General features: G+C 67.8%; 27 protein-coding genes. 17 read left to right on the forward strand and 10 right to left on the reverse strand.

Annotation, left to right across the window (positions count from 1 at the left end):
* Positions 1-70 precede the first annotated feature (70 nt).
* Positions 71-1,714: an alkaline phosphatase D family protein gene (locus ACFW3F_RS04715; RefSeq protein WP_388054805.1), complete on the forward strand. Its 1,644-nt coding sequence runs from the start codon at positions 71-73 to the stop codon at positions 1,712-1,714.
* 71 nt (positions 1,715-1,785) lie between these two features.
* Here the strand turns inward: ACFW3F_RS04715 and ACFW3F_RS04720 are convergent, their stop codons facing one another.
* Together ACFW3F_RS04720 and ACFW3F_RS04725 are read right to left on the reverse strand one after the other, a co-directional pair.
* Positions 1,786-2,223, reverse strand: coding sequence for a VOC family protein (locus tag ACFW3F_RS04720; protein ID WP_388054807.1), 438 nt, complete (start codon positions 2,221-2,223; stop codon positions 1,786-1,788).
* 67 nt (positions 2,224-2,290) lie between these two features.
* Positions 2,291-2,722: a PPOX class F420-dependent oxidoreductase gene (locus ACFW3F_RS04725; protein ID WP_388054809.1), complete on the reverse strand. Its 432-nt coding sequence runs from the start codon at positions 2,720-2,722 to the stop codon at positions 2,291-2,293.
* A 123-nt stretch (positions 2,723-2,845) separates the two neighbouring features.
* Here ACFW3F_RS04725 and ACFW3F_RS04730 point away from each other — a divergent pair, with 123 nt between their 5' ends.
* A complete protein-coding gene (locus ACFW3F_RS04730) occupies positions 2,846-3,406 on the forward strand; it encodes a DUF4334 domain-containing protein (RefSeq protein WP_388054811.1) in 561 nt (186 codons plus the stop codon).
* Positions 3,407-3,479: 73 nt separating this feature from the next.
* Positions 3,480-3,893 (forward strand): hypothetical protein, encoded by a 414-nt coding sequence (locus ACFW3F_RS04735; protein ID WP_388054813.1) that lies wholly within the window; start codon positions 3,480-3,482, stop codon positions 3,891-3,893.
* Positions 3,894-3,933: 40 nt separating this feature from the next.
* Here the strand turns inward: ACFW3F_RS04735 and ACFW3F_RS04740 are convergent, their stop codons facing one another.
* The gene (locus ACFW3F_RS04740; RefSeq protein ID WP_388054815.1) at positions 3,934-4,818 is read right to left on the reverse strand and encodes a hypothetical protein; all 885 of its coding nucleotides are present in this window, start codon (positions 4,816-4,818) and stop codon (positions 3,934-3,936) included.
* A 126-nt stretch (positions 4,819-4,944) separates the two neighbouring features.
* Between ACFW3F_RS04740 and ACFW3F_RS04745 the strand changes: the two genes are divergently transcribed.
* The 5 genes from ACFW3F_RS04745 to upp all read left to right on the forward strand — a co-directional run bounded on the left by ACFW3F_RS04745 (position 4,945) and on the right by upp (position 11,145).
* Positions 4,945-5,364, forward strand: a complete 420-nt coding sequence (locus tag ACFW3F_RS04745) for a Fur family transcriptional regulator (RefSeq protein WP_388054816.1) — start codon at positions 4,945-4,947, stop codon at positions 5,362-5,364.
* Between the two features lie 161 nt (positions 5,365-5,525).
* Positions 5,526-7,799: a catalase/peroxidase HPI gene (gene katG / locus ACFW3F_RS04750; RefSeq protein WP_388054818.1), complete on the forward strand. Its 2,274-nt coding sequence runs from the start codon at positions 5,526-5,528 to the stop codon at positions 7,797-7,799.
* 173 nt (positions 7,800-7,972) lie between these two features.
* Positions 7,973-9,220 (forward strand): GTP cyclohydrolase II, encoded by a 1,248-nt coding sequence (locus ACFW3F_RS04755; protein WP_388054820.1) that lies wholly within the window; start codon positions 7,973-7,975, stop codon positions 9,218-9,220.
* Positions 9,220-10,464 (forward strand): URC4/urg3 family protein, encoded by a 1,245-nt coding sequence (locus ACFW3F_RS04760; RefSeq protein WP_388054822.1) that lies wholly within the window; start codon positions 9,220-9,222, stop codon positions 10,462-10,464. Before ACFW3F_RS04755 ends, ACFW3F_RS04760 begins: the two co-directional genes overlap by 1 nt.
* A 51-nt stretch (positions 10,465-10,515) precedes the next feature.
* Entirely contained in the window at positions 10,516-11,145 is a 630-nt protein-coding gene (gene upp, locus ACFW3F_RS04765) for a uracil phosphoribosyltransferase (RefSeq protein ID WP_388054824.1), read from the forward strand.
* 37 nt (positions 11,146-11,182) lie between these two features.
* Here the strand turns inward: upp and ACFW3F_RS04770 are convergent, their stop codons facing one another.
* A complete protein-coding gene (locus ACFW3F_RS04770; protein WP_388054826.1) occupies positions 11,183-11,893 on the reverse strand; it encodes a CPBP family intramembrane glutamic endopeptidase in 711 nt (236 codons plus the stop codon).
* A gap of 69 nt (positions 11,894-11,962) precedes the next feature.
* Here ACFW3F_RS04770 and ACFW3F_RS04775 point away from each other — a divergent pair, with 69 nt between their 5' ends.
* Positions 11,963-12,931: an arsenic resistance protein gene (locus ACFW3F_RS04775; protein ID WP_388054828.1), complete on the forward strand. Its 969-nt coding sequence runs from the start codon at positions 11,963-11,965 to the stop codon at positions 12,929-12,931.
* Here ACFW3F_RS04775 and ACFW3F_RS04780 read toward each other — a convergent pair.
* Positions 12,906-13,640 carry a glucose 1-dehydrogenase gene (locus ACFW3F_RS04780; RefSeq protein WP_086534758.1) on the reverse strand — a complete coding sequence of 245 codons (735 nt, stop codon included), beginning with the start codon at positions 13,638-13,640 and terminating at the stop codon, positions 12,906-12,908. The two genes, ACFW3F_RS04775 and ACFW3F_RS04780, sit on opposite strands and share 26 nt — an antisense overlap.
* Before the next feature lie 134 nt (positions 13,641-13,774).
* On the opposite strand from ACFW3F_RS04780, the gene ACFW3F_RS04785 reads away from it, so the two are divergent.
* Positions 13,775-14,860, forward strand: a complete 1,086-nt coding sequence (locus ACFW3F_RS04785; protein ID WP_388054830.1) for a diacylglycerol kinase — start codon at positions 13,775-13,777, stop codon at positions 14,858-14,860.
* A 97-nt stretch (positions 14,861-14,957) separates the two neighbouring features.
* Here ACFW3F_RS04785 and ACFW3F_RS04790 read toward each other — a convergent pair whose 3' ends face one another.
* Positions 14,958-15,608 (reverse strand): response regulator, encoded by a 651-nt coding sequence (locus ACFW3F_RS04790; RefSeq protein WP_388054832.1) that lies wholly within the window; start codon positions 15,606-15,608, stop codon positions 14,958-14,960.
* Complete coding sequence (locus ACFW3F_RS04795) at positions 15,605-16,765, reverse strand: sensor histidine kinase (protein ID WP_388054971.1); 1,161 nt, start codon at positions 16,763-16,765, stop codon at positions 15,605-15,607. The genes ACFW3F_RS04790 and ACFW3F_RS04795 overlap by 4 nt, the downstream gene beginning before the upstream one ends.
* Before the next feature lie 123 nt (positions 16,766-16,888).
* On the opposite strand from ACFW3F_RS04795, the gene ACFW3F_RS04800 reads away from it, so the two are divergent.
* The 5 genes from ACFW3F_RS04800 to ACFW3F_RS04820 all read left to right on the forward strand — a co-directional run bounded on the left by ACFW3F_RS04800 (position 16,889) and on the right by ACFW3F_RS04820 (position 22,039).
* Positions 16,889-17,812 carry an ABC transporter ATP-binding protein gene (locus ACFW3F_RS04800; protein WP_388054972.1) on the forward strand — a complete coding sequence of 308 codons (924 nt, stop codon included), beginning with the start codon at positions 16,889-16,891 and terminating at the stop codon, positions 17,810-17,812.
* Positions 17,809-18,621, forward strand: coding sequence for an ABC transporter permease (locus ACFW3F_RS04805; protein WP_388054834.1), 813 nt, complete (start codon positions 17,809-17,811; stop codon positions 18,619-18,621). The genes ACFW3F_RS04800 and ACFW3F_RS04805 overlap by 4 nt, the downstream gene beginning before the upstream one ends.
* 103 nt (positions 18,622-18,724) lie before the next feature.
* Positions 18,725-20,476 (forward strand): alpha/beta hydrolase, encoded by a 1,752-nt coding sequence (locus tag ACFW3F_RS04810; protein ID WP_388054836.1) that lies wholly within the window; start codon positions 18,725-18,727, stop codon positions 20,474-20,476.
* 67 nt (positions 20,477-20,543) lie between these two features.
* Positions 20,544-21,485, forward strand: coding sequence for a helix-turn-helix domain-containing protein (locus ACFW3F_RS04815; RefSeq protein ID WP_388054838.1), 942 nt, complete (start codon positions 20,544-20,546; stop codon positions 21,483-21,485).
* Entirely contained in the window at positions 21,485-22,039 is a 555-nt protein-coding gene (locus ACFW3F_RS04820; protein ID WP_388054840.1) for a dihydrofolate reductase family protein, read from the forward strand. The genes ACFW3F_RS04815 and ACFW3F_RS04820 overlap by 1 nt, the downstream gene beginning before the upstream one ends.
* A 42-nt stretch (positions 22,040-22,081) precedes the next feature.
* On the opposite strand, the gene ACFW3F_RS04825 is transcribed toward ACFW3F_RS04820, so the two are convergent.
* Positions 22,082-22,741: a PaaI family thioesterase gene (locus ACFW3F_RS04825; RefSeq protein ID WP_388054842.1), complete on the reverse strand. Its 660-nt coding sequence runs from the start codon at positions 22,739-22,741 to the stop codon at positions 22,082-22,084.
* A gap of 122 nt (positions 22,742-22,863) precedes the next feature.
* Here ACFW3F_RS04825 and ACFW3F_RS04830 point away from each other — a divergent pair, with 122 nt between their 5' ends.
* A complete protein-coding gene (locus tag ACFW3F_RS04830; RefSeq protein WP_388054844.1) occupies positions 22,864-23,706 on the forward strand; it encodes a crotonase/enoyl-CoA hydratase family protein in 843 nt (280 codons plus the stop codon).
* Positions 23,707-24,272: 566 nt separating this feature from the next.
* On the opposite strand, the gene ACFW3F_RS04835 is transcribed toward ACFW3F_RS04830, so the two are convergent.
* Positions 24,273-25,247 (reverse strand): N-acetylglucosamine kinase, encoded by a 975-nt coding sequence (locus ACFW3F_RS04835; protein ID WP_388054974.1) that lies wholly within the window; start codon positions 25,245-25,247, stop codon positions 24,273-24,275.
* A 149-nt stretch (positions 25,248-25,396) separates the two neighbouring features.
* Between ACFW3F_RS04835 and ACFW3F_RS04840 the strand changes: the two genes are divergently transcribed.
* Positions 25,397-25,870 (forward strand): nitroreductase family deazaflavin-dependent oxidoreductase, encoded by a 474-nt coding sequence (locus ACFW3F_RS04840; RefSeq protein ID WP_388054846.1) that lies wholly within the window; start codon positions 25,397-25,399, stop codon positions 25,868-25,870.
* 21 nt (positions 25,871-25,891) lie between these two features.
* Here the strand turns inward: ACFW3F_RS04840 and ACFW3F_RS04845 are convergent, their stop codons facing one another.
* The gene (locus ACFW3F_RS04845; protein ID WP_388054848.1) at positions 25,892-26,887 is read right to left on the reverse strand and encodes a hypothetical protein; all 996 of its coding nucleotides are present in this window, start codon (positions 26,885-26,887) and stop codon (positions 25,892-25,894) included.
* Between the last annotated feature and the right edge of the window lie 2 nt (positions 26,888-26,889).

The raw sequence follows: 26,889 nt of genomic DNA on the forward strand, positions 1-26,889 counted from the left end.
GTCCCGGCGAACTCATCGCCCTCCGATGGACGCGCCCGCACGAATTGGCACCACGGCCTACTGTGGTCGAATGGCTTTGGTTCTGGGTCCGATCCTCCGGCACGTCGACGACACCTCCGCGCTGGTCTGGGTGCAAACCGACGAGCCGAGCGAGGTCGAGGTCCTCGGGTGCGGCACCCGAACCTTCGAGGTGTCCGGTCACCACTACGCGTTGGTCGAGGTCACCGGCCTGGTGCCGGACACCGTGACGGAGTACCAGGTCCGGGTCGACGGCGCCCTCGAGTGGCCCCTCCCGGACACCGAGTTCCCGCCCAGCGTCATCCGAACCCGGGGACCGGAGACCGCGGACCGGCACCGATTCGTGTTCGGTTCCTGCCGGTATCCCCGCGCCGAGGATCCGAAGCTCGACCAGCAACTCGGACTCGACGCACTCGACTGCTATGCCATCCGGATGCGCCACCTGCCGGTGGAAGAGTGGCCGGACACGCTCATCCTGCTGGGCGATCAGGTGTACGCCGACGAACTGACCCCGCAGGTGAAGCAGTCGCTGGAATCGAGCCGGACATCGACCGCCGGACCGTCGGACGAGGTCGTCGACTTCGAGGAGTACGAGGGCCTGTATCGGCACACCTGGGGTGACCCCGAGATCCGCTGGATCCTCTCGACGGTGGCGACGGCCATGATCTTCGACGATCACGACATCCGCGACGACTGGAACACCTCGGACACCTGGCGTCGGCAGATGAGCGAGACACCCTGGTGGCAAGACCGGATTCGCGCCGGCCTCGCGTCGTACTGGGTGTATCAGCACCTCGGCAACCTCTCCCCCGCCGAACTCGCCGAGTCCGAGGACTACCGCCGTGTTCGTGACATCGACGGCGACTGCTGGCCCCATCTGGTTGATGTCGCTGATCGTGCCGATCGCGAAACCGACGGAACCAAGGGCGTCCGCTTCAGCTTCCGATGGGACCTGGGCAACACCAGGCTCATCATGATCGACTCCCGCAACGGCCGCATCCTCTCCGGTGGAACACGAAAGATGTTGAGCGACGTCGAATTCGACTGGATCGAGAGTCAGGTCGACGACGATCTCGAGCGACTGGACCACCTCGTGCTCGGTTCCTCGCTGCCGTGGCTGCTACCACCGGTCGTCGGCGACGCGGAGACCCTCAATGAGATCGGGGCCCGGCGGTCAGGTCGTCGTGGACAACTGGCCGAGAAGATCCGCCAGGGTGCAGACCTCGAGCACTGGCCGGCATTCTTCGATTCCTTTGTCCGGCTCAGCGAGATGATCCGCCGGGTCGCGGCGCGCGACTCGGGGCCGGCCACAGTCAGCGTGCTGTCCGGCGACGTCCACCACAGCTATGCCGCGCGGGCGACCTTCGCCGACGCAACCAGTGCCGACGTCCACCAGCTGGTGTGCTCACCGGTCCACAACGCGATTCCGCCCTACATCAAGGTGGTCTTCCGCCTGGGGTGGTCGAGTCGGCTCGCCTCGGTCGTCCGCCGCTGGGCCCGTCGCGGTGGTTCACCCGAGCTGCCCGTCGCCTGGCGCAACACACTCGGCCCGCTGTTCGGCAACACCATCGCGACGCTGTCGGTGGACGGACGGTCAGCCGAGGTCACCTTCGAGCAACCTGACCTCGACGGAACCTTGGGCCGGGCCGGAAACATCTCCCTGACCCGGGATTCGGTGGCGACAACGCGCGACTAGCGCGCAGTGTCGCCACCGAATCCTCAGTCCACGGAACCCTCAGTCCACGACATCCTCGGTCCACGACATCCTCAGTCCAGGCAGAACTCGTTACCTTCGGGGTCCTGCAGCACGATGTGCCCCTCGTCGAGAGGCGGTGCGGGGTCGTGTCGCTCGACGCGGGTGGCACCGAGGCCCACGAGCCGGTCCGCTTCGGCTTCGAGGGCGTTCATCCGCTCGTCGCCGCTGAGGCCGGGGGCCGCCAGGACGTCGAGGTGAACGCGGTTCTTGGCCGCCTTGCCCTCGGGCACGCGCTGGAAGAACAACCGGGGCCCACGACCGTCGGGATCGATCACGCCCGACGCGTCGTTTCGGCTCTCCGGGGGCACGCCGAACGCGTCCAGTGCGGCATCCCAGCTGTCGAAGCCCGGCGGTGGGTCCTGGAGCCGGTAGCCGAGCACCTCGGCCCAGAACCCCGACAGCGATGCCGGGTCACCACAATCGAACGTCACCTGAAAATCAGTCGCCATGCGACCACTCTGCGCCAGGATGAGGACAGCGCGGGTCCTAGATCGACGCGGGTCCTAGATCGACATGTCAGCGAACCTGTTCGCCGTACACCCGATCCACGGCCATCACCATCAGGACTCGTCGGTCCGTGACCATCACCCTGCGGTACTCATCCCAGTCCGGATGCTCACCGGCCGCCTTGCGGTAGTAGTCGACGAGCGCCTCGACCTCGGGGCCGTCCGGTTCGCTGCCCGGACCGATCAACGTCACGGTGCCCTCCGCGGTCGCCCACGTGTATCGATCGGGTCCGGTGATCTCCAGGGCGGCGCGGGGATCGCGTCGGAGGTTCGCTGTCTTGGCCCGACCCTCGGTCATCGACACGTAGACGGTCTCGGTGTCGCGGTCATAGAAGGGGGTCACCGGGGACAGCTGCGGAAGTCCCGAGGACTTGATCGTGGCGAGCACACCGAGACCACCTTCGGCGAGGAGGTCACGGGGGTCGTATGTGGGTTGGCTCATGCGTGCGGCAACCCGGTGTACGCACGGCATATTCCGCCGAGGGCCCGTCTCGGCGGACCGGTTGACCCGTCACCGGTTGCGACAATCTTCAGATCTTGTGTCTTTGCACGTACCATCGTCGGCATGCATGTGCGCGACATCCTGACCACCACGCCGACGACCACCGCCGACGCGCTCGACCTGTTCGACTCCTGCGCCGCCGTCGAACCCGATTTCATGATCGGTACCTGGCGGGGCGCCGAACTCCCCACCGACCACCCGCTCGACGGATTCCTCGCCGCGAGCGGTTGGTGGGGCAAGCAGTTCCTCGACGCCGAGACGGTCCACCCGCTGCTCTTCCCGACCCGGGACGGTTCCGCTCTGTGGGCGATGAATCCGACGCTCGCCTTCAGCGGCCTCGGTGTCGCCGAGAAGGCGCACGGCGTCAAGTCCATGTCATTCGCGACTCCGATCGCAGCCACCCGGCTTCTCAGCCAGACCCGCCGATCGCGCGCCCGACTGCGCACCACTCGCTACCGCGGAACCGACACCGCGACGATGGTCTACGACCAGCTACCCATCAACGACGTCTTCCACCGGATCTCCGACGACGCCGTCCTCGGCGCGATGGACCTGAAGGGTTCGCCGAACCCGTATTTCTTCGTCCTTCGCCGCGACGATTCGTTACGCCTCATCGGCCACTGAACTGCCGCGTCGCGCAACCGGCCGGTCCGTCGAATCACGGTTCCTTCAGATCGCGGAAGCGTTCAATGGGTAGATGAAACCCTTTCCGACCTCCCCTCTCCGGCACTGCGCCCTACCGACGGCGGCCGTTGTCCTGGCTGGAGCCATGACGCTGGCCGCCACCGGGACCGCGCAGGCCGCGCCGCCGATGCCGACCGGGTACTACCGCGGCGATGTCACCAGCGCACCCATCGCCGACACGGTGTGGTTCGGCAAGGACTTCATCGGTTCCCGAGTCGTCAACAACACCGCCATCGGGTGGGCCTTTCCGGGCGCGGTCTACCCGGGGCGCTCGGTGCAGGACGGCGCACCCGTCATCGTCGTGGACTATTCAGGCACTCCCGTGGGATTCGTGCGTGACGAGCTCCGCGCCGACGGCCGCGGCGGCTACTGGGGTCGCGCGCTGACGGGGTCGACCGAGCTGCTGCGCTTCCACTTGACGCGCTGATCCCCGCCGCGCAGGTCACGTCCGGCGCCGGCGGCGCGCCTCAGATCTCGGCGATCGCCGCACGGATCTCGTTGGTCGTCGCAACGGCTTCGCGGAGCGCGATCCGGGCCTCGGCCCGACCGTGCTCAGCAGAGGAGAGACGTTGCCGCGCGAAGCGCAACGACTCTTCGCAGCGAGCCAGCTCCGCGCGCAGCTCCTGAGCGCGCCCGACGATCTCGTCGACCTCCGACGATGCGACGTGCACGGTCTGCGATGCATCGTCGAGGTCGGATCGCGCACTCCGCTCCCCCTCCTCCGCGTCGGTGAGTCGAGCGTGGAGTTCGCGCCGTTCGCGATCGGCGTCGTCAGACGGCAACGGGTCGGCGCGATCATCGTCGGCGCGATTCGTGCCGGCCCCGGGCTCACCCGCCTCGGGCCCTGGTGCCGGCTCCGGCACCACGAACACACCGGCGGGCCCGAAACCGCTGTATTCGGCGGACGCGGTGAGATTCCCCCGCACCACCTGTTCGAGAACCTCGCGGTCGGCAACCGCGGCCCGCAGCGTCTGGGTGACTTCCCGAATTGCACTGTCCGCCAACGCCACATGAAGATCTGAGGCAGTCCGCGCGACCGCCGCCACCGACGCACCGATCAGCTCCTGGCGGCGGCTCGACAACGTCCGCATCTTGTCGACCGCCGAGCGACGCTGAGCCGCAGTCAATTCCGACGCCAACTCGGCGATGAGTGCACTCTCGTCAGGATTCGCACGAACCCATTGGTTGATGGCCCAGGCCGCCTGGGTGGGCCGCCGGAGCTTCGCGACCCGGCCGGCCAGCTCGCGGTCGCCGTCCGCCTTGACCTCGCGAGCGATCTCGTTGCGACGTTGCACGAACGCCTCGGGCGCCAGACCGTAGAGCTCGTCGACGATCTCGTCGTACGGGGTCATCGGGTCCCCCACGCATCGGCCGGCGTCGCTGTCCGCATGTGCCGATCCTACGACGGCGACCGTGACCGGCACCTCACTCGCCGCACTTAACTTGAATGATTCCAGAAAAGACGGCACCATGGTCGCATGCTCACCGACGACGACTGCGGCCGACACCTCCGTGCCGCGGGCTTGCGGGTGACCCGTCCGCGCATCGCGGTGATGCAGGCCGTCCGAGCTCACCCCCATGCAGACACCGACCAGGTCTTCCGGTTCGCACGTGCCCGGTTGCCGGAGGTCTCGCAGCAGACCGTGTACGACGTCCTGGGCGCACTCACCTCGGCCGGCCTCGTGCGGCGCATCCAGCCTCCGGGCCACGTGTCTCGATATGAGTCACGCGTCGGGGACAACCACCACCACGTGATATGCCGTACATGCGGATTCATCGGTGACGTCGACTGCGCAATCGGCGAAGCCCCGTGCCTGGCCCCGGCCGACGACCGAGGTTTCGTCATCGACGAAGCGGAGGTCATCTACTGGGGCCGCTGCCCCGACTGCGTTCCCTGACCAACCCGGCCCGCTCGCTTCGCTCCCGGCGCCTAACCCACCCAACCCGCTCGCTTCGCTCCAGGCGCCTGACCCGATCTATAACCCACCGCCGACTCCCTTCCTCTGCGATCCCCGTCCCGGCGATCGCAGTTCTCCCCGTGCCCGAAAGGAAATTCCAGATGGCGCAGCACGACCCCTCGTCAGTTCCCCCTTCCGCCAACCATCCTTCCGCTGCCCCCGAGGCGCAGGAGCATCCCCCCATCGCCGAGGCGAACACCGAGCCCGGAACCGGTGGATGCCCGGTTGCACACGGACGGCTCACGCCTCCCACGCAGGGCGGAGGCAACCGCGACTGGTGGCCGAACCAGTTGAATCTGAAGGTCCTCCAGCACAATCCGGACGTCGCGAATCCGATGGGCGCCGACTTCGACTACGAGTCAGCCCTCGAGGCCCTCGACGTCGAGGCACTGCGCGCGGATCTGACCGCACTCATGACCGATTCCCAGGACTGGTGGCCCGCCGACTTCGGGCACTATGGGGGTCTGTTCGTCCGCATGTCCTGGCACGCCGCGGGCACCTACCGGGTCGAGGACGGACGAGGTGGCGCCGGCGCCGGAATGCAGCGATTCGCCCCCCTGAACAGCTGGCCGGACAACGCGAACCTGGACAAGGCTCGTCGCCTTCTCTGGCCGATCAAGAAGAAGTACGGCAAAGCAGTGTCATGGGCCGACCTGCTCGTCTTCGCCGGCAACGTCGCACTGGAGTCGATGGGATTCACGACCGCCGGCTTCGCCTTCGGGCGTGTGGACGAATGGGAGCCCGACGAGGTGTACTGGGGACCCGAGCTCGAGTGGCTGGCCGATCAGCGCTACTCGGGCAACCGCGAGCTCGAGAATCCCTTGGCCGCAGTGCAGATGGGGCTCATCTATGTGAATCCCGAAGGTCCGAACGGCAATCCGGACATTCTCGCGTCCGCGGTCGACATCCGCGAGACATTCGCGCGCATGGCGATGAACGACGTCGAGACCGCTGCCCTGATCGTCGGCGGCCACACCTTCGGCAAGACCCACGGCGCCGGTGACGCCGGACTGGTGGGTCCCGAACCCGAAGCGGCGGCCCTCGAGGATGCCGGTCTCGGCTGGACCAGCTCGCATGGATCCGGCACGGGGGCGGACGCGATCACCAGCGGACTCGAGGTCATCTGGAACCCCACCCCGACCAGCTGGGACAACGCATTTCTCGAGACTCTGTACGGGTATGAGTGGGAGCTCTACAAGAGTCCGGCCGGGGCCAACCAGTGGCGTCCGACGGGCGGCGCCGGGGCCGGCACCGTTCCGAAGGCGTTCGGCGACGAGAAGACCCATCCGTCGATGCTGACCACCGACCTCGCGATGCGATACGACCCCGGGTTCGAGCAGATCACCCGACGCTGGCTCGATCACCCGGAGGAACTGGCCCACGAGTTCGCCAAGGCCTGGTTCAAGCTCTTGCACCGCGACATGGGACCGGCCGTCCGGTACCGCGGTCCGCTGGTCCCGACCGAGACCTACCTCTGGCAGGACAATGTCCCCGCGCATGAGGGGCCGATGGTGTCCGAGGCCGACGTCGCAGCGCTGAAGGCGACACTGCTCGACTCGGGATTGACTGTCGGGCAACTCGTGAAGACCGCCTGGGCGTCGGCGTCGAGCTTCCGCGGCAGCGACAAGCGCGGCGGCGCCAACGGCGGCCGCATCCGGTTGCAGCCGCAGTCCTCCTGGGAGGTCAACGAGCCCGCCGAACTGGCGACCGTGATCCGCACCCTGGAGGGCATCCAGGACACGTTCACCGGCGAGGCCGGTGCGAGGATCTCCTTCGCCGACCTCGTGGTCCTCGGCGGCGCGGCGGCAGTGGAGAAGGCCGCGCGGGACGCCGGCGTCGGCATCACCGTGCCGTTCACCCCCGGACGTACCGACGCCTCGCAGGAGGAGACCGACGTGGATTCCCTGGCGCACCTCGAGCCGGAGGCCGACGGGTTCCGCAACTACGTCGGAACGGCCAGTGGTCTCCCGGCCGAGTTCACACTGGTCGACAGTGCATCCCTGCTGACCCTCAGTGCTCCCGAGATGACCGTGCTGGTGGGTGGGCTCCGGGTGCTGGGCAACAACTTCGGCGGATCGTCGGCGGGTGTGCTGACCGACCGCCCCGGCATCTTGACGAACGACTTCTTCGTCAATCTGCTGGACATGTCGACGGCCTGGTCGGCGTCGGATGAGGAGAACGTGTACATCGGACGTGATCGCGCCACCGGCGAGCAGATCTGGACCGGTACCCGGGCCGATCTGGCGTTCTCGTCGAACTCTCAGCTGCGCGCTCTGGCCGAGGTCTACGCGGCCGACGACGCCGTCGAGAAGTTCGTGGACGACTTCGTCGCGGTGTGGGACAAGGTGATGAACCTGGACCGCTTCGAACTCTGATCGACAAGGGTCCACCCGTCACCACAACGGCCTGAACGCGGCGGCGGCACCTCCTGCGGGTGCCGCCGCCGTGGCGTTCGGCATCATCCGGCAGACACGTGCATCCGGAACTATGCTGGCGCTTTCCCTCCGGTGACGGGTGACCGTCTCGACAGAAGGTGAGGACGACGACGATGTCTGGCGAGCACAGGTCCCTGGGCCACATCCGACTGACCTCACACAGCGGCGGGATCGACGCGCCGCCCATCCGCTGGGGTGCTTCCACCGCGGCCGAACGCGGTCCCGTCATCGGGACCACGGGCACGCGTGCCCATCGCAATGTCATCGGCACCCACAGCGGTTCCTACAGCGTCTACCGCGCACTGGCCGTCGCCGCCGGTGCTCTCGCGCGCGAACACCGGGCCGACCTCACCAACACCTCGCCCACCGACCACATCGGACCGTATCCGCAATGGGGTGATCCGCGTGCCATCGTCTCGCTGGATCCGTGGGGTGCGACGGTGGCCGAGAGCTTCCCCGACGAGATCCGCCGCGGTTACGACATCCGGCCGACCATCGCGGTGACCAAGGCCCACGTCATCCTCCCCGAGATCGCCGAGGCGATCGAGAAGGGTCGTCTCGTCCCCGACGGTGAGGTTCTCCTGCCCAGCGGCGCCGCGCTGGTCACCAAGGCGGCCGTCGAGCCGGTGTGGCACCTGCCCGGCGTCGCCGATCGCTTCGGCTGCACCGAAGCCGAGCTGCGTCGGGTGCTGTTCGAGGAGACCGGCGGCATGTACCCCGAACTCGTCACGCGCTCGGATCTGGAGGTCTTCCTGCCGCCCATCGGTGGACAGACGGTCTACATCTTCGGTGACGCCCGCGACCTCGCCGATCCCTCGGTGGACCTCACCGCACGCGTTCACGACGAATGCAACGGGTCGGACGTCTTCGGTTCCGACATCTGCACCTGCCGGCCATATCTGACACACGCGATCGAAGAGTGCATCCGCGGCACTCAGCGCGGGGGCGTCGGCCTGGTCTCCTATTCGCGCAAGGAGGGGCGAGCCCTCGGCGAGGTCACCAAGTTCCTAGTCTACAACGCTCGCAAACGCCAACTCGGCGGCGACACCGCCGATCAGTACTTCGCACGCACCGAATGTGTTGCAGGCGTGCAGGACATGCGGTTCCAAGAACTCATGCCCGATGTTCTGCACTGGTTCGGCATCACCAGGATCCATCATCTGGTGTCGATGTCGAACATGAAGTACGACGCCATCACCGGCTCCGGCATCGAGGTCGGCGAGCGCGTCAACATCCCCGACGAACTGATCCCCGCCGACGCCCGCGTCGAGATCGACGCGAAGATGGCTGCCGGTTACTTCACACCCGGGCCGGTCCCGGACGCGGAGCAGCTACGACAGGTCAAGGGCCGGGGGCTGTGATGACCGGCGCACCAGGCGTCGAATTGTCGGCTTCCCAGGCCGCCCGGTTACTGCGGTCCCCGGCCACGATCCGGAGCCGGTCGCGGCAGCTCCTCGAACGAGCGCGGGCGGGCGAGTCGTCGTGGTTTCTGGTCCACGATGGCGCACTGGACGCGGCGGCCCGAATCGTCGCGGAGACAACCGGTTCGCGGTATCCCAGCGGCGACATACCTTTTCACAGTCGGTGGCGTCACTTCGAGGCAGGCGGCGTCGACCGTCTCGGTGCGATCGATGTCGGATTACCCGCCGCCGGTTCGGCCGAGCGGACCCGCGCCCTCATCGACGTCGTGCTCGTCAGCGTCCTTCTCGATGCCGGAGCCGGACCCGCTTGGTCCTACCGCGAACAGTCGAGCGACCTCGTTCTCACGCGTTCGGAGGGCCTCGGCGTCGCGAGCTGGGTGGCCTTCTGCGACGGCTTGTTCTCCAGCGACCCGGCTCAGCCCCTCCGCGTCGACGCCGCCGGTCTGAGCCGGATCACGGCGGACTCCCTCGGCGCCGCCTTCCAGGTCGGTCCCGACAACCATCTCACCGGTCTGCCCGGACGGGTCGATCTCTTGCGTCGGCTGGGTGCGGCCCTGTCCCGCCGGCCAGAGATCTTCGGACCGGATGCGCGGCCCGGCGGCCTGTTCGATCACCTCACCCGTGGTGGGCGCGCCGAGGTGTCCGCGGTGGACATCTTGAGCGCGGTCCTCGATCACCTGGCCCCGATCTGGCCGTCGGACAACACGATCGACACCCATCCACTGGGCGACTGCTGGCACCACGACGCGGTCGCGGGACCAGGGCTCACGGCGGGCTGGGTACCGTTCCACAAGCTGTCGCAGTGGTTGACCTACTCACTGCTGGAGCCGTTTCGATGGTCCGGCGTCCAGGTGACCGGGCTCGACGAGCTGACCGGCCTCCCCGAGTACCGCAACGGTGGGCTCCTCATCGACTCCGGTGTGCTCGAACTCCGTGAGGACAGCTGGGCCGGCCGCGAGTGGGAGGTCGGCGACGAGCTCGTCGTCGAATGGCGTGCGCTCACCGTTGCTCTCCTCGACGAGGTCGCCGACCTCGTGCGAAAGCGTCTCGGCGCGGATGCGACCACGATGCCACTGGCCTGTGTTCTCGAGGGCGGTACGTGGGCAGCCGGTCGAGTCCTGGCGAACCGACTTCGAGATGGGCTGCCGCCGTTGTCGATACGTAGTACGGGCACCGTCTTCTGAACAGCGGCAGGCCCTGAGAAGAGCGCACATCTCGCCAACCGAGAGGAATCCATGGGTAGCGTCGCCGTCATCGACCATCCGCTGGTGCAACACAAACTGACCCTGATGCGTCGAAAGGAGACGTCGACCAACGACTTCCGGCGCCTCCTCGACGAGATCTCGATCCTCATGGCGTACGACGTCCTGCGCGACATCCCGATGCATGACGTCACCATCGAGACGCCGCTCGAGACAACCACCGCGCGGGTCATCGACGGCAAGAAGCTGGTGTTCGCCGCGGTCCTGCGTGCCGGCGCCGGGATCGCCGACGGCATGCTGACGGTCGTTCCCGGCGCGCGCGTCGGACACATCGGCCTCTACCGCGATCCCAAGACCATGGTCGTCGTCGAGTACTACTTCAAGATGCCGTCGGAGCTGTCCGAGCGCGACGTCGTGATCGTCGATCCGCTTCTGGCGACCGGCCATTCGGCGGTCGCCGCGATCGATCGCATCAAGGAGTACGGCCCGAAGTCCATCAAGTTCGTGTGTCTGCTCGCGTGCCCGGAGGGCATCGAGGTGCTCCACCGGTCACACTCCGACGTACCGATCTTCACCGCGGGAGTCGATCGGGAACTCGACGAGAACGGTTTCATCCGTCCCGGGCTCGGTGATGCGGGCGATCGCATCTTCGGAACCGCTTGATCCGAGGTGATCGCCACCACCAGCAGAGGTGGCCGGTCTAGGACACCTGCCAGGCCACAGCAGCGCCGATCGCCCCGGTCGCGTTCAGGGCCCAGTGCAGCGCGATCGGCGCGAGCAGGCTCGTGGTGCGCTGCCGAAGCCAGCCGAGCACGAAACCCGCGGCCCCGGTCGCCACGACGGCACCCGCGACCCCGGCGAACTGGGCGACCGCCCCGGATCCCAGAGCGCCGCTGAGGCCCTCGTTGCCCGCGGTGAGGCCCGTCGAGGACAGGATGTGCCACAGCCCGAAGGCGATCGCGCCGACCACCAGAGTCGTCAGCGGGGCGAACAACCGGCTGAGAACCCCTTGCAGCACACCGCGGAACAGGACCTCCTCCGGGAGAACGGTCTGCAGCGGGATGATCACGAACGCAGCCAGGAGTGCCTCGGAGGTGTCGTCGTATCGGTCCGACAGGAAGAACTCGCGCGTGGCCGGGATCGCGACCGCCGCCGAGACCACGGCGGCGACCACGAGTACCGCAGCCACCGCGACGGGAATGCCGGCGCGCAATTCGGCGCGGCTCAGGCCGAGATCCCGCCAGCCGAGACCGGCCAGACGCGCGATGATCACGGCCACGACCGCGGCGATCGGGATGATCGCCACCGAGACCGCACCTTCGGCGAGATGCGCGCCGATGTTCACCGCGGCGAGGAACACGACCACCACGACCAGCAGCGCGGCGTCGGTGCGCCGGGACGGGGTGATCACTCGTCGAGTCTGCCGTACCGCGCCACCGCGGTGTCGGTGAACGCGGCCGCGGTGTCGCAGAATGATGCGGTGCCCGCCCCTGCGACCGTCGTCGACCGTCTCGAACGTCATCAGGTCACGCTGTACCTCGCCGCGATCCTCGCCGGACTGGTGGTGGGACTGCTCGCACCCTCACCCGCCGAGAACCTCGAGCCCGCGATCACGCCGCTGCTCGCAGCACTGCTCTACGTCACCTTCTTGCAGATCCGTCTGTCCGACCTGCTGGCCTCGTGGCGCGACCGTGGGTTCATGGTCGCGGTGCTGGTCCTGAACTTCGCCCTCGCACCACTCCTGGTCGCGGTGCTGTCCCTCGCGCTTCCCGCCGACGACTCGATCCGTCTCGGGGCGTTGCTGGTGCTGCTGTGCCCGTGCGTCGACTACGTCGTCGTGTTCGCCGGACTCGGTGGCGGCGACGCCCGACGACTTGTCGCGGCGACGCCGTTGCTGCTGCTCGCCCAGATGTTGCTGACGCCGCTGTATCTCCTGGTGCTAATGGGCGACGGACGCTCGGTGATCGAGCCGGAGCCGTTCCTCTGGGCTTTCCTGGTCCTCATCGTGTGCCCACTGGCACTGGCGTGGCTGACCCAGGCGTGGGCGGATCGATCCGCGGTGGGCCGACGAACTTCGGACGGCGCCGTCGCGACCATGGTCCCGCTGATGATCGCGGTGCTCTTCACCGCCGTGAGTTCTCAGGTGCCACTTGTCGGTTCACGCTTCGCCGACATCGCCGGTGTCATCCCGGTCTACGCCGCGTTCCTGGTCGGCATGGTGGCGATCGGGTACGTCGTGACCCGGCTGTTCCGACTCACCCCGGAACCCGCGACGGCGGTGGTCTTCTCCGGTGCCACTCGAAACTCGCTCGTCGTCCTCCCGCTGGCTCTGGCGCTGCCGGTCGGGGCCGAACTGGCCGCTGCGGCGGTGATCACGCAGACCCTCGTCGAACTGATCGGGATGGTTGTCTTGGTGTGGGCGTTCACTTGTGTGGCACGTCGGCGCTGAGGCCGCCGTCCATCACGAACTCGGCGCCGGTGGCGTATGACGACTCGTCGCTGGCCAGGAACACCACGAAGGTCGACACCTCGCGCGACTCCGCGGCACGGCCCATCGGCACCGTCACCATGTCGTCGGGGATCCCCTCGGTCATCGGCGTGCGGATGAGACCCGGGTGGATGGAGTTCACCCGCACGTTGTGCGGGGCCAGTTCGAGCGCAACCGATTTGGCCAGTCCCCGCACGCCCCATTTGCTCGCGACGTAACCGTGCGCCCACGGACTGCCGCGCAGACCCTCCACCGACGAGACATTGATGATCGACCCCCCACCGGCGTCGATCATCAGGTCGGCGACCGCCTGGATGCCCAGGAATGTGCCCGTCAGGTTCACGTCCAGGATCTGCTTCCACTTGTCGAGCCGGAACTTCTGGATGGTCGACCCGTTCACGATGCCCGCGTTGTTCACCAGGACGTTGACCTTGCCGAACTCGTCGACCGCGGTCGACACCGCCGTCTGCCAGTCCTCGGGTGACGTGACGTCGAGGTGGACGTAGCGCGCCGCGTCCCCGAGTTCGGCGGCCAGCGCCTTGCCCTCGTCATCGAGGATGTCGCCGATCACCACCTTCGCACCCTCGGCGACGAGGGCCCGAGCATGCTCGGCACCCATCCCCCGCGAACCGCCGGTGATCACTGCAACCTTGTCGTCTACGCGTCCCATGGGCGGCAACGCTACCGCGACGAGATCGAAAATAGAACAGGTTTCACCAAGAAATGGTCTACTGAACAGACAAACGTCCGGACAGGTGTACACCACGCCTACCGGCGACTACCGAGCGCAAGGAGTTCCACGCAATGTCCATCCGGGTAGCTCTCGTCGGAACCGGCAACGTCGGCCGGTTGTGCCTCACTCAACTGATCGAGGACGCGCGCTTCGAACTCACGGCGGTCTGCGTGTCCTCGCCGGAGAAAGTCGGGGTCGACGCCGCGACACTGGCCGGAGTACAGACTCCCACCGGAATCCTCGCGGTCGGCGACCTCGACGAGGCGATCGCGACGAGGCCGGACTGCGTCGTGTACTGCGCCATGGGTGACACTCGTCCCGTCGAGGCCTTCGACGATGTGGTGCGCATCCTCGCCGCCGGGATCGACGTCGTCGGGTCCTCCCCCAACACGCTCCAGTACCCCTGGGGCGTGATGCCTGCGAAGACCATCGCCAAGATCGACGACACGACCGCGGCCAGCGGGGCGAGCCTGTTCGTGACGGGTGTCGATCCCGGCTTCGCCAACGACCTCATCCCGTTCGTGTTCGCGGGCACCTGCCAGCGGATCGAGCAGGTGCGCTGCATGGAGATCGCCGACTACGCGACCTACGACGGGGCGACCGTCATGTTCGACGTCATGGGCTTCGGCAAACCGCTCGACGAGACGCCGATGCTGTTCCTGCCGGGCGTGCTCGGTCTGGCGTGGGGGACGACGATCCGGCAACTGGCCGCCGGTCTCGGCGTCACGGTCGACGACATCGAGGAGGTGTCCGAAAGCGAGCCCGCTCCAGAAGATTTCGACATCGCGGCCGGTCACATCGCCGCGGGCACCCGCGCTGCCGTTCGTTTCGAGATCATCGGCAAGGTGGCCGGCGAACCCGTCATCGTCATCGAACACGTGACGCGACTTCGGGGCGACCTCCGGCCGGACTGGGCCCAACCCGCCCAACCGGGTGGGTGCTATCGCGTCGAGATCACCGGCGAGCCGTCGTACACGGTCGACATCTGCCCGACGAGCCTCAAGGGCGACCACAACCACGCCGCGATCGTCGCCGCGGCGGGCCGGATCGTGAACGCGATCCCCGCGGTCGTCGACGGACCGGCGGGACTCCGCACGACACTCGACCTGCCGCTGGTGACGGGTCCCGGGGTTTCGACAGGCTCAACCGGCGGGTAGAACGCTCAACCGGCGGGTAAAACGCTCAACCGGCGGGTAAGCGCCAACCGGCAGCCAGATGCTCCCCCGCCGGGGAGATCTCGACAGACTCAGGCGCTCACACCATCCCGGCGTCGTGCATGAGGATCGCGACCTGAACCCGGTTGGTCGCGTCGAGTTTGGTGAAGATGTGCGAGATGTGCGCCTTGACCGTCGCGAGACTCATGTACAGACGTTCGGCGATCTCGGCGTTGGACGCCCCGCGGGCCAGTTCGACGGCCACATCGCGCTCGCGTGCGGTGAGCTGGTCGACGCGTTCGATCGCGGACGACGTCCGGTGTCCGCCGGTGGTCACGACCTGCTTGATCAACGCAGCCGTCACCGACGGACTCAGGGCCGGCCGGCCGTTGAGCACCTCACGGATGGCGGCGACGATGTCGTCGGGTGGCGTGTCCTTCAGGAGAAATCCGTCGGCGCCCATCGCCAGAGCGCGGACCACGTAGTCGTCGGCGTCGAAGGTCGTGAGGACGATGACCGCGGGCGGCGTGGCCAGCGCTTTGAAGCGGCCGGTGGCCGCGATCCCGTCCAGGACCGGCATCCGCAGATCCATGAGGACCAGATCAACGGGCGCGTCGTCATGGGCGTCGAGGGCGTCCTGCCCGTTGCCCGCCTCGGCGACGATGTGCAGGCCCGGATCGCCGCCCAGGAGGAGCCGGAGTCCCGAACGGACGAGGGGGTCGTCGTCGACGATCATGATGCGGGCGGTCATGACTGCCACGGTAGCCAGACGTGCAACAGGAACCGTTTGTCCTCACTCACCGTCGCCGACTGGCGACCGCCGTGCAGCCCGACCCGTTCGGCCAGGCCGACGAGGCCGTACCCGGGTGTGGGATCGCTCGAACCCGTCGACAGCGGCAGCGGATTCTCGACGAGTAGATCCACTCCGTGCTCCGGTCCGCCGCGGATGTGCAGGGAAACGGGTGCGCTCGGTGAGTGACGGCGCGCGTTGGTCAGCGCCTCCTGCACACACCGATAGAGCGTGCGCGAGATCGCCGGACTCAACGAGCTCACGTCCGCGTCGCAGCGACTCTCCACGCGCATACCCAGGCCGCGCGCCTCGTCGATCAATGCGAACAGGTCCGGAACCCCTTGCGGCTTCTCCGGAGTGGCGTCGCCAGGACCTTCGCGCAGAACGCCGAGCACCTCTCGGAGTTCGGTCAGCGCCAGATGTGAGGTCTCCTGGATGGTCTGCGCCGTCTCGCGGATCTGCTCTCCGGTGAGGTCCGAGCGGTAGGCCAGCGCGCCCGCGGACATGCTCATCGCCGAGATCCGATGCGCGAGAATGTCGTGCATCTCGCGCGCGATCCGTGCTCGTTCCAGTGAACGTGCCTGCATGACCTTCGCCTGCTGCTCGGCCTCGGAGGCGAGCGCGCGCGCCTGCCAACTCGCGAGAAGCTCACGCCGCGAACCGATGTAGAGACCCCACGCGACCATGGCCGCCGTCGCGACCGCCGTGACCGAGTACTGGACGATGACGGGATCGTTCGTCTCGGTCGGCGTGGCGAAGAACGCGAGGGCGATGATGCCCGCGACGACGGACAGCACCGCCTGCGGGATGATCTCGCGCCACTGTCGCCTGCTGGACAAGGACACCATGGCGAGGGTTCCCGGCCCGAGCGACGACGAGGACACGATGGTGACGATGTTGGTGAACGTCGTCACGGCTACGGGATGCTCTCTGCGCCACCAGATCACGACGTAGGACACCACCCCGAGTGCGAGGTCGGCGATGAACCACCACCGGGCCTCGTTCCAGAGGTACGACGCACGCGTGGCGAAGGTGGCGGCCGAGATGAAGAGCATGACCGCGAGCCGCCACATTCGGCCGGCCCACGTCATCGGGGGTTGGTACTGCTCGGGACGCACACCGTCACCGTAGTCGTACATCGCCGACGAGCGCGTCCTACCGATGGGTGCCGACCCCTACGACTTTCGGCCGATACGACGATGTCCGGTCGTCCGATGTGCGCGGCGCTCGGGGCCGCGACGATGGACACCATGATCACAGTGAAGAATCTGACAAAACGATATGGAGACTACGTCGCGGTCGACGACGTGTCGTTCACCTGCCGTCCCGGGCAGGTCACCGGATTCCTCGGCCCGAACGGCGCCGGGAAGTCGACGACGATGCGGATCATCGCCGGACTGACCCCGCCGACCTCCGGAATCGCGCAATTGTACGGCGTCGACTACCGGACGATCCCGAACCCGGCCACCCAGGTCGGCATCCTCCTGGACGCCTCGGCGCAGCACGCGGGCCGAACCGGTGCAGAGGTGCTGCGGCTGTCGGCCATGACCATGGGGATCGGTCGAGACCGCGTCGACGAGATGCTCGAACTGGTGAGCCTCACCCCGGAGGAGGCCGGGCGGCGAGTGCGCAACTACTCGCTCGGCATGCGCCAGCGGCTCGGCATCGCCGCGGCCCTGCTCGGTGACCCGAAGATCCTCATCCTCGACGAACCGGCCAACGGACTCGACCCCGCGGGCATCCACTGGATGCGAACCCTGCTGCGCGGGTACGCCGATCGCGGTGGAACAGTCCTGCTGTCGTCACATCTGCTGCACGAGATCGAGATCGTCGCCGACGACATCGTCGTGATCGGCAACGGGCGGATCGTGGCCCAGGGCACCAAGGACGAACTGCTGGCCGGCGCCGGGACGCGTGTCCGATCGCTCGACGACCCGACCCTCGGCGAGGCACTGGTGTCCGCCGGGATCACGGTGCACCGCAACGCCTCCGGTGGGTTCGACGTCGATGCCGATCCCGTCGACGTGGGACGCGCCGCGGCCGCCGTCGGCGTCGTCCTCACCGAGCTGCGTCCAGCGGACGGAGCCCAGCTCGAAGCCATGTTCCTGCAGTTGACCGCCGAGACCCAGCGCGAACACACCACACTCGAAGGAGCAGCCCGATGACCCTCGCCGACTTCGGCACACCCCTGCCGCCGGCCGACGTGATCGACGTCGACCGCCCCGGAATCCCCTTCTCCCGGCTCGTCCGGGTCGAACTCCGCAAGCTCGTGGACACCCGCGCCGGCTTCTGGCTGACCGCCTCGATCGGGGTGATCGCAGCAGTCGTCGTGATCGCGATGCTCATCGCGAACCGCAACAGCCCTGAGAACCTGAACCTCGGACAGTTCTTCGGCATGATGAACATCCCCACCGGCATCATCCTGCCGATCCTGGCGATCCTGCTCGTGACCGGCGAGTGGAGTCAGCGCACCGCCCTGACGACGTTCACCCTCGAGCCACGACGGCAGCGCATCGTCGGGGCGAAGCTGGTGGCGGCGCTCCTCACCGCCGTCGCGGCCGTCGCGGTCGCACTCGTCCTCGGTGTCATCGGCAACGGGATCGCGGGCCTGGCGTTCGCCGATCCCGCCGGCTCCTGGGACCTCACCCTTGCGGGCTTCGTCAATTCCTTTGTGTCGCAGACTTTCGGGCTGCTCCTCGGGTTCGGCTTCGCCACCCTCATCCTGAACACCCCGGGGGCGATCGTCGCCTACTTCGCCCTGCCCACCGCCCTGACCGTGGTCAGCGAACTGGTCCCATGGTTCAAGGACAACCTCGGGCAATGGGTCGACACCGGCCTGACGAACCTGCCGTTCCAAGAGGGTGACTGGGCAACCGGGGGCGAATGGGCGAGGATGCTGGTCTCGGCCGTCATCTGGATCGGTTTGCCGCTCGGGATCGGCGTACTGCGTATCCTGCGGTCCGAGGTCAAGTAACGGACGCCGGTAGGCGGCACGACGGTCACGGACCCCGTAAGCGCCGCTGCCGCACCGGCGACCGGTGTTACGGTTCTCGGGTTCTCGAGAAAAGAGGAACCCAGTGTCGTCGACAGCACCCACCTCGCACACCCCCGCCGCTCCGGAACCGGCCGAGACGCCGCTTCCGGAGCGCGACGCGTCCGCCGACACCGAGGGCGGGTCGGCACCGTCGTGGTGGCGCCGGCGGCTCCACCGGTACTCCTGTGTCGGGCTGACGGTCGCACTGATCTTCCTGTGGTTGTCGGTGACACCGTCGCTCCTGCCCCGCGGACCGCTGTTCCAGGGCATCGTGAGCGGGGCCTCGGCGGCCGTCGGATACGGCCTCGGTGTCCTGATCTCATGGCTGATCCGGTACATGATCTCCCGCGACGACCCGTGGCCTCCACCGATGCGCCGCCTCTGGGTGGCGCTGGGTCTGGCGGCGATCGCAGGGAGCGTGGTCATGCTCGTCGCATTCCAGCGGTGGCAGGACCAAGTCCGCACGATGATGGGGGTCGATCTGCTGTCGTGGACCGCGTACCCGCAGATCGTGCTGATCGCCGTCGTGGTTTTCGCGCTGCTGATGACCATCGGGCAAGCGTGGGGCGACGGCGTGGCGTGGCTCGTGCGGAAGATCAATCGAGTTGCGCCTCCTCGTATCTCGGCATTCGCGGCCGCCACGATCGCCGTCATCGTGACGGTCCTGGTGCTCAACGGCGTGGTCGCGAACTACGGGATGCAGGCACTGAACTCCTCATTCGCCGCGGTCAACGACGAGACCACCGCGGACTCCAATCCGCCGACGACGCCGCTGCGTTCGGGCGGTCCGGGGTCGCTGGTGACATGGGATTCGCTCGGACGTCAGGGCCGCATCTTCGTGTCGGTGTCGCCGACCGTGCAGGAACTGAGCGAGTTCAACGGCGCCCCGGCGACCGAACCGATCCGCGCCTACGTCGGACTCGGCTCGGGTAAAGACCTGCGTGCCAACGCCGAACTCGCCGCGGAGGAGCTCGTCCGCGCCGGCGGGTTGCAACGCAAACTCATCGCGGTCGCGTCGACCACCGGTACCGGCTGGATCAATCAGGCCACCGTCGACTCCCTCGAGTACATGTACAACGGCGACACCGCGACGGTCAGCATGCAGTACTCGTACCTACCCAGCTGGCTGTCGTTCCTGGTCGACAAGGAACGCGCGCGACAGGCGGGGCAGGCGCTCTTCGAAGCGGTCTCCGAACGGGTGCGCGAGGTTCCCGAGGCCCAGCGTCCGAGACTCGTGGTCTTCGGCGAGAGCCTCGGCTCGTTCGCTGCCGAGTCGGCGTTCGGGACCATTCCGGCGTTGAGCGCACGCACCGACGGCGCGTTGTTCAGCGGCCCGACCTTCAACAACAAGCTGTGGGTGGACACGACGGGGTCGCGCGACGACGGGACCCCGGAGGTGTTGCCCACCTACGACGACGGCCGGCAGGTCCGCTTCATCGCCGACGCACCGGACCTCGACGACCCGACCACCGAGTGGGTGTCCCCGTCGGGTCGCGCCGTGTACCTGCAACACGCCTCCGATCCGATCTCGTGGTGGAATCCGCGATTGATCCTGCGTGAACCTGACTGGCTCAAAGAAGATCCCGGGCGCGATGTGCTCTCGGCGATGCGCTGGATCCCGTTCGTGACCTTCCTCCAGGTCAGCGCAGACATGGCGGTCTCCGTCGGTGTCCCCGACGGACATGGACACAACTACCTGTCCGCGATACCGGCAGCCTGGGCCAAGATCCTGCAACCGCCGGGCTGGACCGAGGCCAAGACCGAACGGTTGATCCCGCTGCTGACGAGGGACTGATCGCGACCGCCGACCCACAGGAGCAATTTCGGTCGGGCGCGCGGGGCCCCCGCGGTTCCATACTCAGATGGTGACCCCCTCCGACCGTGACCGTCTTCGGCAACTGCTCGATGCGGTGCTGTCCGACGACAATGCATCGCTCGACGACATGGCCGCGGGCGCCTACGCGTCACCGTTCCACTTCACCCGGCAGGTACGGCGCGCCGCCGGCGAGGCGCCGGTGGCCCTGCGCCGCCGTGTCCTCCTCGAACGCGCGGCCTGGTTGTTGCAGCGCGGCGAATCGGTGACCGACGTGGCCTTCGACTCCGGATACTCGTCGGTGGACGGTTTCTCGCGTGCGTTCAGCCGAGCCTTCGGACACAGTCCCGGCCGGATGGGCGCGGCGGGCGAGCACAGCCACTGGCTGCCGGCGCCCAACGGGATCCACTTCCACTCGCCCACCGTCCTCTACGTCGACAGCGGCTCACCCACCACCGAGAACGCGGGCAACGTGGTGATGCTCATGGTCCGCCACGACCTCGACGACATCGAAGCACTTCTCGACGCCGCGAAGGGTGTCGACCCGGCTTCGTGGACCGCGCCACGCCTGACCGGTAATCAGCTGATGTCCTGGAGCGGACCCGAAGAGACTCTCGCTCAAGTCATCTCGCATCTCGTGGCCGACAAACTCCCTTGGCTGTCGACGGTCGAGGGGGCCGATCTGCCGCCGGACGCGCCGACCGACCTGACCGACCTGGTCGAGCTCCATCGCGACATCGCACCTCGCTGGCTGGCTCTGATCCGCGACATCGACCGCCGCGGCGCGTGGCAGGACCGGGTCATCGACGCCCTGTGCGATCCACCCGAATCGTTCCTGCTCTCGCAGATCGTCGCGCACGTTCTGACTTTTTCCGCCCACCGCAGGCTCGTCGCCCGGTGGATGTTGCGGGAGGCCGGCGTCGACGTGACCGATCCGGCACTCGACCCCGACCCGATCATGTGGCATCGCAAACACTCCGGAGGATTCTGATGGCATTCCGCTACTACACCGCAACCACCCTCGACGGCTTCCTCGCCGACGACCGCGACAACCTCGACTGGCTGCTCAGCCAGCCGCTGGAGGAAGGCGGTCCGATGAACTACGACGACTTCTTCGCCAACGTCGGCGTCGCCGTCATGGGTGCCACCACCTACCAGTGGCTGCTCGATCACGAGGTCTCCGACGGGAAGCCCTGGCCGTACGAGATTCCCACGTTCGTCTTCACCCATCGGTCGCTCACGCCGGTGTCGGACACCATCACGGTGGTGGCCGGAAACCCGGCAGAACTCCGCGATCGTCTCGTCGAGGCAGCAGGCGACCGCGACGTCTGGGTCGTGGGCGGCGGCGACCTGGCCGCGCAATTCGCCGAGGCCCACATGCTCGACGACGTCATCGTCTCGATCGCGCCGGTCACCCTCGGGTCGGGACGACCGCTCTTCCCACGCCCCTACGACTTCGAGCTGCAGGACTTCGCACGCAACGGCGCGTTCCTGTGCGCGCGTTACTCGCCGGTCGGACCGCGACCAGTCCCCGCCGACGTCTGATCGCTTGACGGGCTGAGAGGTCATGTCCGACGATCGGCGGGTTCAGCCCTCGCCGACCGAGTTCCGCATGGCGTCGGGCACTTCCCCGCGAGCCCACCGGGGCAGGATGAAGATCCCCTCGGACTCGGCGGTGACCTCACCGTCGACCGAGATCGTCCCGGTGACGAACGTCTTCACGCCCTCCACCCGATCGACACGTGCCTCACCGCGGATCACGCCGAGCTTCGTGCCGTGCCGATACCGCACGGTAAGAGTGCCCGTCATGCCGGGGACACCCTGGAATTCGGCAGCCGAGCCCAGCAATTGATCGAAGACGAGGGCGAGGACGCCGCCGTGGACGAGGCCGGCCGGACCCTCGTACTGGGGTCCGAGTTCGACCTCGAGCCAGCTGTACTCGGCCTCGTGACGGATCTCGACCGGCGGTGCGATCGGGTTGCGCCGGCCGAGCACGGCATTACCCCACGACCGCTTGGTGCCGTCCGCGTTGAACCGGATGCCGAACGGCCCCGGCAGCTGGTCCTTCTGGAGGATCTCGGTGGCGGCCGCGATGAGGCGTCTCGCCTCCGCGATGTCGGATTCGCCGACCTCGGTGCGCACCGTCGCATCGATCAGTTCCCGGACGCTGCCCGCGATCGCGGACGCGAGTTTGGTCCGGTGCGCGAGTTCCTCCGGCCCGATGTCCTCCTGGATGTATCCGCTCATGTGCCCATCTAACAGGGTTGATGTGCCGTGGTCACCGCAGGCCTGCGGCCATCGGTCAGGGCTGCCACGGCGGTGGCGGATCCGGCCACCGCCGGTTCTGACTGCCGAGTAGGCTCCCTCGCATGACAGACCACGCCTGGAACGATCGCGCCTGGACCGCATTCGACGTCACCGTCTCCGACCACCTCGCCGAGGTCACCCTGATCGGCCCGGGCAAGGGCAACGCCATGGGACCGGACTTCTGGCAGGAACTCCCGGAGCTGTTCGGACACCTCGACACCGATCCCGCCGTGCGCGCGGTGGTGCTGACGGGGTCGGGCAAGAACTTCTCGTACGGTCTGGATCTCGTCGCGATGGGCGGGACGCTGTCGGGTGTCCTGGCGGGCGACGCCAAAGCGGCGCCGCGCACGGAGTTCCTCGACTCGCTGCGGAAACTGCAAGCCGGGATCACCGCGGTCGCGGACTGCCGCAAGCCGGTGGTCGCGGCCGTGTCCGGTTGGTGCATCGGCGGCGGTGTCGACCTCATCTGCGCGGCAGACGTCCGCTACGCGAGCGCCGACGCCAAGTTCAGTGTGCGGGAGGTCAAGGTCGGCATGGTCGCCGACGTGGGCACGCTCGCGCGCCTGCCGTTCATCATCGGCGACGGTCATCTACGCGAACTCGCGCTGACCGGCAAGGACATCGACGCCGCCCGGGCCGAGAAGATCGGTCTCGTCAACGACGTCGCCGACGATCAGGACGCCGTCCTCGAACTCGCCCGGTCGACCGCCCGGGAGATCGCGGACAATCCACCGCTGGTGGTCCACGGCATCAAGTCCGTCCTCGACCATTCGCGCAGCGCCGCCGTCCACGACAGCCTCCGCTACGTCGCCGCATGGAACTCCGCGTTCCTGCCCAGCGAGGATCTCTCCGAGGCCATCACCGCCGTCTTCGAGAAGCGCAAACCAGAGTTCAAGGGCCGCTGAGCCGGAAGGGGGCTCTCCTGCTCCCAGCGGAGCGAGCGTCACCCCTGCCCCCTGAGGAGCGAGCTAGCCCACCCTGCCCCCTGAGGAGCGAGCTTGCGAGCGAACCCACCCTGCCCCCTGAGGAGCGAGCTTGCGAGCGTCACGAAGGGTTTCGCAACCTCGGTCGCCGAACCCTTCGAGGCTCGTCGCTTGCGCTCCTCACACCTCAGGGAGCAGGGGTTATGCGGTTCTTTCGGATTAGGGAGCAGAGGTCAGCCACCGCTTGCGCTCCTCACCTCAGTATTTGCGGCCTAGCGGCCGTCGTGGACCACGAAAGAACACTCGTGAGTGTCCGAAATCCACGCTCCCTGAGGTGCGAGCGAAGCGAGCCACGAAGGGTCTCGCAACGTGTCTCAGCAGGCCCTTCGAGGCTCGTCGCTTACGCTCCTCACACCTCAGGGAGCAGGGGTTATGCGCTCCTCGCACCTCAGGGAGCAGGGGTGGATCGCTTCTTTCGGATTAGGGAGCAGAGGGGGTCTGTGCCTTCTTCCGTATCAGGGATCGGAGGGCCAGTGGGTATGTGCTTCTCATGGGTGAGGATCAGCGCTCGCGCGGTGTACTTCCGCGGCCAGTGGATGAGTGACGTCGAGGTCCGCCAGGAGTCGTACCCCGTCGAAGGGCCGGCCGTGCGGCGGTTCCACAGACACCCCCGGAGCGTGGCCGGACACATTGTCCACGAACCGGTTTCGGAGTCGATTACTCGCTGACAGCACGCCGCCCACCCAGCTCACACGCGCCTTCTCGTCGGCCTCGCGCCCGCTTCGGTCCAGCGCGGTGAGGACCGACAGGGCCAACTCGCCGGCGGCGTCGTCGAGGATCTGTTGCGCCACCGCGTCCCCGGCCTCCGATGCGGCGTCGACCTCCCGGGCGAAGCCGGCGACGCGCGCTACCCGATCCGGGTCGGCCTGCACCGCCATGTACAACTCGGGTAACGGACCGAATTCCTTCTCGGCAGCCGCGCGGAGTGCCGTGTCCGGACCACGGCCGTCGAACGCACGCAGGGCCGCCGAGACACCCGAGCGCCCGATCCAGTACGCGCTGCCCGCGTCACCGAACAGGTGACCCCAGCCGTCGACGCGGCACGCACCACCCCGGCCGACGCCGAGCGTGACCACACCCGTCCCCACGGCGGTGACCGCGCCGAACTCGTGGCGATTGGCGGCCAGGTATGCGGTCACCGAATCATGCGTCAGTGCAACGGAAACGACTCCTACTCCAGCGAGCGTCTCGAGCAGGTCGGCCGGTCGAGAGGCGTCGGGGGTCAGTCCGGACACACCGGCCGCGACCATCGACGGGCCGGCCGACCCGTCGGGCCCCGGCCTGCCCGCTCCCGTTTCCAGGATGTCCCGCACAATTGCGGCGATCTGCTCCACGACCGGCCGGTCGGTCCGGATCGGTGGCGCCTCGCGATCGGCGGATCCGCCGGCGAATTCGATCCGCACGCGCGTCCCGGTCTGGCCGCCGTCGAGCAGAATGAGCGTCGCGTTGTCACCGGTCGTCACGGACCGCAACGCTACCTCGGTGCTCAGCGGCCCGACGGGCATCGCATCGCATCCGCGGCGTCGGGCGGATCGGCCGGGAGCCTCCAGATGCGCCGACACGACGTCCAGGGTCGGCGCCGGGGTGAGAACGCGCATGACACACTGGGCGGATGAAGGTGCGGCGCGGACTCGCGGTGAAGATCGGTTCGATCTCCTGGATGCCCCGATTCCTTCCGCAGATCGTGAAGTGCGACAGCGTGATCCAATCCGTGACGGGACATCGGCTCAGCCTCCTCGACATCGGCGATCTGCCGAACATCACGATCCGGGTCCCGGGGCGCAAGAGCGGTGCGATCCGGACGACGCAGCTCCTCGCCGCCCCGGACGGGTCGGACTGGCTGATCGCCGGCTCGTACTTCGGCGGTCCCAAGATGCCGGCGTGGGTCTTCAATCTCCGTGCCGCCGATGAGATCGAGATCGTCGTCCACGGTCAGGAGTCCACAGCCGAGGCGACCGAGCTGTTCGATGCCGAACGGGACGCCGCCTGGCAGACCCTGCGTACGGTGTGGCCGAACTTCGATCTGTACGAGAAGCGCACCGACCGCCGCATCCCGGTGTTCCGGCTTCGGCCCCACCCGACCTGACTGCGGTACGAGGTCGGGGGGTCAGCCGTCGGTGACGAATTCGGGCCGGCTCTCGGTCAGGTCGACGTGGCCGACGAGATACTGCTCGTCGACCGTGTCGACACGTGGGCCGTCGGCGTCGTAGTCGGGCGTGTACGCAACCCGCCAGCGCACCGGACCGACGACGTCGACGGTCCCGAGACCGCCCCCGCCCTGGGTCCCCCTGTCCGCCGGGGAGGCCGAGTCCGGATCACGAAGCAGATAGCGCAGCCCGGACAGGTCCCTCGGCGCGGACCACCGCACACTGCCGTCGACCGCCGAGCGGTACAGCCGTTGGGTACACCCGACGAGTTGCCGCCCGGCATCGGCCCGGGTCGCCGCCGCACACGCCGCCAGATGGGCCGAGACCGCATCGCTGACGGCCCCTGCGCCGGTGGCACTCAGTTCGCCGACGACTCGTACCGCCATCGGTCCGCGCGGCGCTGTCGGATGCTCGTCATCCGACACGCGCGCCACGAAATCGGTGTCGCGAGAGCCCCAGCGCTGCGGTCCGGGGAACAGATGCACTGTGCCGCCCTCCTCGACCTCGCCGCCGAAGAGCGTCGGGCGCACGACCCGCAGCGACTCGATCCGGACCGCGATCGCGCCGTCGGCGACTGCCCAGCCGTCGGGGACCCGTGCGGTCCGGATCTCGGTGTCGACCACCCGCGCCCCCATCCGGTATCTGGCCCGGACATTCGCCTGCGGTTCGCCGTCGGCAGCCGGCCAGATCTCGATGTCGGCGAGGGGCGCGGCGGCGCGTTGTGCACGCAACACGCCGTCGGTCAGGAACCGGGCGTCGGGACGCGAGCCGATCACACCCAGCGCAGCGTCGGCGTCGGCGGCGGCGAGTGCGTTCAGATAGGTCCGGACCGCATCGGCGGGCGTGGCGGCCCTCTCGTCCTCGCGCGCCAGACCGACGACGAGCGCGGCTACCAGCACCATCACCAGGACAACCGCCAGGCCGCCGTAGACGACGATCCGTCTCCGGCGGCTCACCG

The organism is Gordonia sp. NPDC058843, from assembly GCF_042743165.1.
Lineage (GTDB): Bacteria > Actinomycetota > Actinomycetes > Mycobacteriales > Mycobacteriaceae > Gordonia.

Bases quoted from the DNA above. Each gene is read 5' to 3' on its own strand.
- ACFW3F_RS04745 (WP_388054816.1), top strand. From the start codon at position 4,945: ATGCTCACCGACGACGACTGCGGCCGACACCTCCGTGCCGCGGGCTTG.
- ACFW3F_RS04715 (WP_388054805.1), top strand. From the start codon at position 71: ATGGCTTTGGTTCTGGGTCCGATCCTCCGGCACGTCGACGACACCTCC.
- ACFW3F_RS04815 (WP_388054838.1), top strand. From the start codon at position 20,544: ATGGTGACCCCCTCCGACCGTGACCGTCTTCGGCAACTGCTCGATGCG.
- ACFW3F_RS04735 (WP_388054813.1), top strand. From the start codon at position 3,480: ATGAAACCCTTTCCGACCTCCCCTCTCCGGCACTGCGCCCTACCGACG.
- ACFW3F_RS04760 (WP_388054822.1), top strand. From the start codon at position 9,220: ATGACCGGCGCACCAGGCGTCGAATTGTCGGCTTCCCAGGCCGCCCGG.
- ACFW3F_RS04790 (WP_388054832.1), bottom strand. From the start codon at position 15,608: ATGACCGCCCGCATCATGATCGTCGACGACGACCCCCTCGTCCGTTCG.
- ACFW3F_RS04720 (WP_388054807.1), bottom strand. From the start codon at position 2,223: ATGGCGACTGATTTTCAGGTGACGTTCGATTGTGGTGACCCGGCATCG.
- ACFW3F_RS04830 (WP_388054844.1), top strand. From the start codon at position 22,864: ATGACAGACCACGCCTGGAACGATCGCGCCTGGACCGCATTCGACGTC.
- ACFW3F_RS04800 (WP_388054972.1), top strand. From the start codon at position 16,889: ATGGACACCATGATCACAGTGAAGAATCTGACAAAACGATATGGAGAC.
- ACFW3F_RS04805 (WP_388054834.1), top strand. From the start codon at position 17,809: ATGACCCTCGCCGACTTCGGCACACCCCTGCCGCCGGCCGACGTGATC.
- ACFW3F_RS04755 (WP_388054820.1), top strand. From the start codon at position 7,973: ATGTCTGGCGAGCACAGGTCCCTGGGCCACATCCGACTGACCTCACAC.
- katG (WP_388054818.1), top strand. From the start codon at position 5,526: ATGGCGCAGCACGACCCCTCGTCAGTTCCCCCTTCCGCCAACCATCCT.
- ACFW3F_RS04725 (WP_388054809.1), bottom strand. From the start codon at position 2,722: ATGAGCCAACCCACATACGACCCCCGTGACCTCCTCGCCGAAGGTGGT.
- ACFW3F_RS04740 (WP_388054815.1), bottom strand. From the start codon at position 4,818: ATGACCCCGTACGACGAGATCGTCGACGAGCTCTACGGTCTGGCGCCC.
- ACFW3F_RS04785 (WP_388054830.1), top strand. From the start codon at position 13,775: ATGTCCATCCGGGTAGCTCTCGTCGGAACCGGCAACGTCGGCCGGTTG.
- ACFW3F_RS04730 (WP_388054811.1), top strand. From the start codon at position 2,846: ATGCATGTGCGCGACATCCTGACCACCACGCCGACGACCACCGCCGAC.
- upp (WP_388054824.1), top strand. From the start codon at position 10,516: ATGGGTAGCGTCGCCGTCATCGACCATCCGCTGGTGCAACACAAACTG.
- ACFW3F_RS04780 (WP_086534758.1), bottom strand. From the start codon at position 13,640: ATGGGACGCGTAGACGACAAGGTTGCAGTGATCACCGGCGGTTCGCGG.
- ACFW3F_RS04840 (WP_388054846.1), top strand. From the start codon at position 25,397: ATGAAGGTGCGGCGCGGACTCGCGGTGAAGATCGGTTCGATCTCCTGG.
- ACFW3F_RS04820 (WP_388054840.1), top strand. From the start codon at position 21,485: ATGGCATTCCGCTACTACACCGCAACCACCCTCGACGGCTTCCTCGCC.
- ACFW3F_RS04825 (WP_388054842.1), bottom strand. From the start codon at position 22,741: ATGAGCGGATACATCCAGGAGGACATCGGGCCGGAGGAACTCGCGCAC.